Source organism: Paenibacillus eucommiae, from assembly GCF_017874215.1.
GTDB classification, from domain to species: Bacteria; Bacillota; Bacilli; order Paenibacillales; family NBRC-103111; genus Paenibacillus_AI; species Paenibacillus_AI eucommiae.
Genome location: NZ_JAGGLB010000017.1, coordinates 200,898 through 208,707, shown reverse-complemented (window position 1 = coordinate 208,707; position 7,810 = coordinate 200,898). Strand labels below are relative to the sequence as shown.

The 7,810-nt window shown below is 39.3% G+C and carries 6 protein-coding genes; all 6 read right to left on the bottom strand.

The window, feature by feature from the left end; genetic code table 11:
* Window positions 1–353 precede the first annotated feature (353 nt).
* The 6 genes from J2Z66_RS23455 to J2Z66_RS23430 all read right to left on the bottom strand — a co-directional run bounded on the left by J2Z66_RS23455 (window position 354) and on the right by J2Z66_RS23430 (window position 7,796).
* The gene (locus J2Z66_RS23455) at window positions 354–2,219 is read right to left on the bottom strand and encodes a leucine-rich repeat domain-containing protein (protein WP_209974933.1); all 1,866 of its coding nucleotides are present in this window, start codon (window positions 2,217–2,219) and stop codon (window positions 354–356) included.
* A gap of 148 nt (window positions 2,220–2,367) precedes the next feature.
* Complete coding sequence (locus tag J2Z66_RS23450; protein WP_245375784.1) at window positions 2,368–3,354, bottom strand: phosphotransferase enzyme family protein; 987 nt, start codon at window positions 3,352–3,354, stop codon at window positions 2,368–2,370.
* Between the two features lie 28 nt (window positions 3,355–3,382).
* Window positions 3,383–4,321, bottom strand: coding sequence for a GNAT family N-acetyltransferase family protein (locus tag J2Z66_RS23445; RefSeq protein WP_209974929.1), 939 nt, complete (start codon window positions 4,319–4,321; stop codon window positions 3,383–3,385).
* 605 nt (window positions 4,322–4,926) lie between these two features.
* Entirely contained in the window at window positions 4,927–5,646 is a 720-nt protein-coding gene (locus J2Z66_RS23440; RefSeq protein WP_209974927.1) for a hypothetical protein, read from the bottom strand.
* 392 nt (window positions 5,647–6,038) lie between these two features.
* A complete protein-coding gene (locus J2Z66_RS23435) occupies window positions 6,039–6,866 on the bottom strand; it encodes a carbohydrate ABC transporter permease (protein ID WP_209974925.1) in 828 nt (275 codons plus the stop codon).
* Between the two features lie 15 nt (window positions 6,867–6,881).
* Window positions 6,882–7,796 (bottom strand): carbohydrate ABC transporter permease, encoded by a 915-nt coding sequence (locus tag J2Z66_RS23430; RefSeq protein ID WP_209974923.1) that lies wholly within the window; start codon window positions 7,794–7,796, stop codon window positions 6,882–6,884.
* Between the last annotated feature and the right edge of the window lie 14 nt (window positions 7,797–7,810).

The following is a 7,810-nucleotide window of genomic DNA, read 5'->3' as shown; positions in this document are numbered from 1 at the left end:
AGTCAAGTACTTTGAATCAAATACTGAAAATTAGGTACATGGTGCTCCATCAGATACCTCCAAGAATGAGTTAAATAACTGACTAAATAAATTTACCAATTAATTTTCAACATACTCTTAAAACTATCCTGCCCGTTAGCTTAATAAAAACAAGGAGCAACTGCCGCGGCAAACTGCTCCTTGTATCGTTCAACTAACGTTCTCCGTTAGTTGAATCGCATTATTTTAATCATGATCCGGGATAGCATCTTCCTTTGTTGTACTATTTACGCCCACCCATTGAATAGCGCTGATAACATCTACATGAAAGAATTTAACACATAGAGCGTCTTGTTTTGGATAAGCTCGTTACCTCAATAAATCAAAATTCCCTTATCCAGAACAGACTTGTTTTGCACTTGATTCCCTAAAATATATAACTTTTGTAAATTGGGCAGATTCACCAAAGGCTCTACATTCGAAATAGCGTTATTTTCTAAATGAAGCACCTCAATTTGTTGCCAATTTTTCATAAAATTTAACGATTGAATGGAACTGTCTTGCAATGTAAATGAACGTAAAGCTGTCAAATTAGCAAAGTAAGGCATTACCTGATCCATTTCTTTTAAATATTCATTACCTATTCGAAAAGATGCCTGATCTAAAGTTAAATGTTCTAGTGTATTATTGGAGGGTGGATCCTGACTATCTAATTCGAACTTACATGCATAACAATTCAACGTTTTTACATGCTGCAAATCGAATAACGCACCCGCTTCATCGTAAACAAATGTCTCATTTAGATCTATGGTTTGCAGACTGGGCAGACGATTCAAAGAACGGATATCTCTAAATCCTGTCCCCCCGATCACTGAAAGCTGTTCTAACTGCGGGTATTTCGCAAACTCTGCCCCATTCAAATCTTCGCTTTGTGTGTAAACCGTTAAAGATTTTAAAGCAGGTGCCTTTAACTTTACTATGAAAGAATTAGATAATTCAGCTTTCTTTAAATTTGGCAATGTGAATGAGGATACAGATCCATAATAGCTGGTTATCGATAATTCAGTCAGTGAAGTCAAGCTATTCACAACCTCAATAGATCCCAATTGACCTAAAGAAGATAAATGTAGCTTCGTCAATGACAGCTTATTTCTAAGGCGTTCTAAATTTGTAATATTAGGAAGCTCAAGATCGACAGATTGCAAGTTAGGCATGTTTTGTATAAAATCAAGCGTTTTTAAATTCTTTACCGCCGAAAGCTTCAACTCTTGCATCTGACTCAGGGAATAGAGAGCACTGAAATCTGTTGCATCACTATGCTTTACTGTTAATGACTCCAAACTAGTTAATGAAGATAACCACTTCAAATCATTCACAAACTGTAAAGATAATGATTTTAATGACAGTTGGTTCAATAAATAAAAATCTGTAACAGACTCATCGACATACGTAATTTCAAGCGATTGTAAATTCGGAAACTCTAATAATACGGCCATTTCAGCATTACTTCGAATTTGTGTTGAGAGTTCTACTATTTTTGCTTTATCGCCAAAATAATGGGCAAACCGGCTAAATGATTCGTTAAAGCCGCCTCCATAACTTTTTAAGCCTTGCATATGTCGAAAACTAACTTTCTCACTTTGCGAAACTTCATATTCCTCCATCAGATTTAAAACAGTTAGACCGCTAAATGCCTCAAGATCTTTTTGCTCAATTCTTTGTGTATTCAATATCTTATCCGTAATTACATAGTCGGACATTTGAGCTTGCTCATTCGTAAATGGATCATCAAAACTATAAGCAAAGTGCCACTGATCTTCGTACAAGCGAGTAGACAAATAACGTATACTTGCGATTTCTTCATCTGTAGGCATGGCTGCACCTTTGTTGAAAATATCTTTTAAAAAGAACAGGAGGACTTCACTTTCAGGCACTGTTCGAACAGATGATTTGACATCGTTGCTTTCTTCTGATCGATTGTTAGTCAAAAGTAAATATCCAACCATTGAACACATGAGTACGAGGGAAACGATGAATAACCATTTTACATTCGCCTTTGGTTGTGTTGTTGTTTGAGCTGGAGGCGTCCCATAATAATTATTAATCGTTTGGTCAACAAAATAGACTTTATTCTCCTTCAACAATAATTCAGTTTCACAATAAGGACATTTGAATGTTCGCCCTTCTTTATATTCAATTTTCCCATTACAATTTGGGCAATTTAATTTAATAAATTCCACTGGCCACCTCACCTGATATCTTTATCTATTAAAATGTTATTCGTTATGTATAGCTAAATTTATTTTCAATTAATCTTAGTTAACTAGAATTCAAATGTCAACATTCTCGCGGCAACAGAGGTTTTGCAGATCAGCTGAACCCTAATTCTCACCATCCCATAATATCCCATTTTTGTTCCTTAACTAACTCCTGAAGAATTCTAAGCCGACGATCAAAGTAAGCGTCATTCAGGTTTCCATAAGTCCACTCATCTGCATGTTCACAATGTAGACCCACTAACCATATTTGCCGAGCGGCAACAAAGTAAGGGATTGCGGTAGTGTCTGCTGCTGATAAGGGCATTTCGCTCTGATAAGCATCCAAATATTCCTGCCACAGTTTAAGTGCAACGCTCCTATCGGGCATATCCCGAACAGACCAGTTAAATACAGCAACATCATAAGCTGGCCATCCGGGCCCCTCGCAATCGAAATCAAAAAATGTCACTCTTCCGTCGTTATCGATATGACAGTTGCCACCATTTAAATCGCCATGGCATAATCCCCAATTTAAAGAAGGAGACATTTTGTCTATTTGCTGTTGAAGAAAGTGCCCTATTTGACTTACAAATAATTGATCCTTAGGTCGGTGATTAAGTAATGGTAGAATCCAAGGCACTCGATCCTCCAATAAGTACTTTAAATTGATGTGATGGCGGTGATAGTTGGATTCGAAAAATTTCATTGCTCTGTGGAGCCTTGCTGCAGCTTGCCCGTAACTTCTGGCAATTTCAGATGTGAGCGGTCTAAAAGTACCCGGGGCATATGTAAATACAGCGAGGTATCGATTTCCCTCTGGCGCCAATACTTCGCTTAAAAATTGGCTATCGTATCGAGCCAAAGGGGTAGAGACCCCTACGCCTTGTCCATGAAGGTATTGTAAAAGATCAAGTTCATGTAAAATATCCGATAAGCTGCGATGATTATGTCGATACGCCCGTAATATATACTCAGATCCACCGGATCGGATGAGATAAGTATCGTTCATACCGCGTACAAGTAGCCGGCAACTAGGCGTTGATTCTCTAAAATACAATGGTAATATTTCAGAAGCAAGTGCGTGCTGCGATAAAATCGAATGCGTTACTGGGAACATATTTTCCACTTAACCTCTCCCCCTAGATTTAATTAATATGCAGTATTTTTTCTAATCTGACTTCACAATAATTGGGGCGCCAACCTAATTTTCTATTTACCTTTCCCATCGAAATGTTGGTATTTCGGTACGAAGTAAAGATACCGTTGTATCCATTCCTCTTTGCATATTCAATCCCTTTAATTTTCAAGGCTGTAGCTATCCCTATACCACGAAATTCTCTTAATGAAGCGGTGAGGCCTTGAATTAAATCATTTGAATTAAAAATCATTTTCATAAGATGACTGTAGCCTATATATAATTGACCTATTTTTGCAATAAAGTATGCATCAGGAATATTATCCTCATGACTCAGCCAATAATCACTAGGAGATGATGGGGGTAACAGTGGATCTGTTGGATAGTCAGCCCATGTGTTGGTATTAAGCATTTGCAGTTTCTGAAAATAATTGATGTCAGAGACCTGTTCTTTTGATAGTGTTGTGAGAAAGATATTTCGCAAACGCAATCTATTCTCAAGTTCTGCATTTGGCGTAGGTTCATAATCTGTTACATTTAAATAGTCATGCATCATACTATGATTTTTTGCAAATCCTTTATTTCTATATAACTCCAATAAGTGTTCTTGGTCATCAAACATTCTAGCCTGAAGCACATTGGGATTAATAATCTTAATATCATTCTCGATATATGTATACAAATTATCAGCACCCATTAAGTTCTCATTATCTGAGAATAAAATCTCTACTTTGAGTATTAAGTAAGGTTTCGTTGATTGCTCCCATAAAAGACCACACCCAATTATTTGCCCATCTTCACCAGCAACAACATACTTCCTAAGCATACGTTTATCCTGTAAATTTGAAACAATTGAAAAGGACCCTGCTTTATTATCATATACGCTGCGGCTAATGCTCGAAACCTGATCCAAATCACATTCCTCATACTCACGAACAATGTACGACATTTGGTTATCCAGCCCTTTCATTGCAATCAAGAATTAATTCGAGTTCTTAGACGCAGATAGAAATTGTTACGTAAACCTGCCCGTTATTTGAAGCTGTCATAAGTAAGATAAATACATAAAACGGCTAAGGCAAAAAAGATGACAGAAATTCGAAGATTCCTCCGCATTTTAATCCCATAGGAACAAAAAAAAAAGATAGCCGCAGCTAATTTGGCACAACTTGATAATAAGTGTCTGAAAAAAATGAACTGCTGAATATAATCGAAATAAGCAAAGTTGTCGAAATTAGAATTTCAAACCACAGAGGTTCTTTTAAGAATAATTTAGACATAAATGTAATACGCCGCATGAAAGGATTTACCCTTTCTAAGTATCTTTTTTATTACTATTATATTAACATAGCTCAAAAGATAAGCTGATGCGATCTCCAGCTTTCATTTTCCCATCTTCATACAATATCGACTCATTAGATAATGCTCCTTAAGGTTCATCGAAACCCTTTGAGTCAATTCTCCTGTAGGTACTACATTTAAATCTAAATATAAATTAATAAACCACGGAAAAAGCCGTTACTTAGGCGCAACGGCGGTTGTAAAACAATTAACTTAGTAATGTATCGTTGCATTCCAAGAGTAGGTTCGACCACCACAACTGTAATTACCACTAACAGTTCCATCTCCAGTAATGGAGCCTTGATATACACAATTATTTCCGTCACTGCTACTTAGTCTCCTGATATGAATAGAGTTTCCAACTAGATGCATCTCCAAAATAGCTGTTACAGTTGATCCGCCTTTTGTCCATCTGGCATCAAAAATATTACTTTCTCCCCGCCGCTGCCACTGTCCATGCCATGAACCTTCATGTTCATCCCAGTATCTTCCTAAGGGCACGTCTGAGTCTCGGTGATATATATTAGCATTCCAATGGTATTGTCTTCCTTGACAAATATAAGTACCTGATACGGTCTTCCCATCATGGCTAAAAGTACCAGTATAGTCACAGTTATTTCCATCACTACTGTTTCGGCGTTGAATAGTAACAAAATCTCCAGCTAAGTGAACCGTCAAAATAGCTGTAACCATTGATCCTCCCGAAGTCCACTTTGCATCAAATATATTAGTATCTCCTCGCCGGCGCCATTCACCATTCCACGAACCTTCTTTCTCATGCCACACTACACCTAGTGATTGTCTATATGAAGAATCACTTGAATAAGGTGTGTAGTGATAATTTGGGCGCTGATAGAAGTAGTTTAAATATTCATTATAAAGATCATGTTTATTGTAATTAGAATACGAATTGGGAATGTTACAAAAATACATCTTCATTTCCTCCTTTATTTTTAGATTTATATATTTTATGGTGGGTATTTGTCCCGAGTTCTTTTTTTTACTTTATTTGGGCTTTTTTTGTAAGGTATGACCTCGAGTGTGAAGCTATTATGGCCATAGTGCATCGTCATTAAAATAGTTACGATAGCGAGTAAGAAATAGATACAACCGTGGTCAAAAAGAAAACCACAACACGATGGTAAGTCGCATTGTGGTTTAAATTTTTCCTAGCGGCTCCAGCATACGATGAAGTGCAGGCTTGATGACAAAGACTCTCTCATTCTGAAATAGCCTCTTTATAACAGTTTTTTCTAAATCTCAGACTCTCTGCCGCTATCAAGCATTATAAATTAGTTTTCCCAGCCCTGTGCCGGCTGCAACGGTCACTTCAAACCGCTGATTAGCATCCCTCTTGTCAGATGCTTTTGCGCGAAGAGGAAAAGGATAAAAGTCGGCAGCAAGCTGAGAAATACCCCAGCAAGCACAACCGGATAGTTCGTTACGTACTGCCCGCGAAAGTAGGAAATCCCTACAGTAACCGTCATTTTCTCCGGTGAATTCAAGTAAATGAGCGGTCCAAGGAGATCATTCCAATGAGCAATGAAATTCAATACCGCAAGTGTGGCAAGCGCCGGCTTCACAAGCGGAAGATAGATGGAGGCAAAAACACGAAGCGGACTGCAGCCCTCCAATTTAGCCGACTCGTACAACTCGTGCGGGATCGACAGCATATGCTGGCGCAGAAAGAACACACCGAACGCCGACCCTGTCCAGTTGGGCAGGATGAGTGCCCACACGCTGTCCATTAAGCCAACTGATTTAATGATAATAAACAACGGTATCATCGTCACAACACCAGGAATCATCATCACGACCAAGACCATCGTGAACAGTGTGTTGCGTCCCTTGAACATCAGCTTGGCAAACACAAAGGCGGACATGGCACTGGCCAGAATTCCTCCGGCCGTCGCAAGCACACTGATAAACATACTGTTCTTGAAAAAGGAGAGCATTGGAATATCCGTCATAATCGTTACATAATTTTGGAAGGTCCAATTTTTGGGAATCAAATGATTGCCGGACATAATCTCGATATCGTCTTTGAACGAGGAAAGCAGCAGCCAGACGAACGGGAACAGAATAACCAGGCTTACCCCGTAAAGAAGCACGTACTGCAGCCATTTACCGATACTGCTGTTGGCTTTATCCATGACACTCTCCTTTCCTTACAAATCGTAATGCACCCATTTTTTTTGCAGCTTCAGCTGCACGATTGTAATTAGAAAAATAATGAGAATCAATACATACGACAAAGCCGAAGCATAGCCCATACGAAAGCCTTGGAAAGCCTCATTGAAAATATACTGGACGATCGTCAGGGTAGAATCCAGAGGCCCGGATAGCAGGTACACTTCACCGAACATCTGGAAGGCTGCAATCAATTGCGTCACCACGATAAAAAAAGTGGTTGGCGTCAGCAGAGGAAGCGTAATGTTCCAGAATTGACGCAGCTTCGAGGCCCCATCCACATAGCTCGCTTCATAATATTCCGTCGGAACATTTTGCAGACCGGCAAGAAACAGCAGCGCAATGTAACCCATTCCACCCCACACGCTCATAATAGCAATGGAGCCCATCGCATGATTTTCGTCCATCCAGTACACTTTGGAAAGCCCGATATCCTGAAGCAGCGTATTAAGGAAACCATCCGTACCATACAAATATCCCCATACAAGCGCAATCGCCACAACGGAGCAAGCAGTAGGGAAAAAATAAGTCAGTCTGAAAAAAGAAATGCCCTTCAGCTTCTGATTAAGCAAAATCGCTAGCGCGAGGCCAATAATCAGCTTCGCAGGTGTTGAAATAAGAAGAAATACTAAGGTATTCCGCATCGCCTTCCATACCAGTTCGTCCGACGCCAAAGTACGGTAATTGTCCAGGCCAACCCACTCTGCTTTGCGCACAATATCCCAGCTCGTAAAGCTCATCACGAAGCCAAAGATCGTGGAAAAATAAATCAGTCCAATTCCCACAAACAAAGGAATGAGCAGCAAGAATGCCCATTTGGCATCCTCGCTGATCCATTTGTTCCGTTTCGGCTGCCTTATGATTACAGGAGCCGTTATCTCGCTCTTCTGCATATCAATACCTCCGA